Origin of the sequence: Achromobacter sp. SIMBA_011 (assembly GCF_046535435.1) — a bacterium.
GTDB classification, from domain to species: domain Bacteria; phylum Pseudomonadota; class Gammaproteobacteria; order Burkholderiales; family Burkholderiaceae_B; genus Achromobacter; species Achromobacter dolens.
The window spans coordinates 1-264 of sequence record NZ_JAWRWN010000625.1 but is presented as its reverse complement, the minus strand read 5'-3'; the positions used below and the strand labels follow the sequence as shown (position 1 = coordinate 264).

Genomic DNA, 264 nt, shown 5'->3' with positions numbered 1-264 from the left:
AGCTCGGTGAACTGCTGCTGGTCGCCCGGAACGTCTTCTTCGGCATAGATCGCATTGGTCGGGCACTCGGCGACGCACACGGCGCAGTCGATGCACTCGTCCGGATCGATGGCGAGAAAGTTGGGACCTTCACGGAAGCAATCCACCGGGCACACATCCACGCAGTCCGTGTATTTGCACTTGATGCAGCCTTCGGTCAACGTGAGTCATTAAAACGCTCCTGCTTGGCGGTATATATGGGGTGGCGTTTGCGCCAAAAGCGGC

The 264-nt window shown here is 58.3% G+C and carries 1 pseudogene; it reads right to left on the bottom strand.

The features are described from left to right. Positions 1-210, bottom strand: a pseudogene (locus SB816_RS32450) (indolepyruvate ferredoxin oxidoreductase subunit alpha); the annotation flags it as partial. Positions 211-264 lie beyond the last annotated feature (54 nt).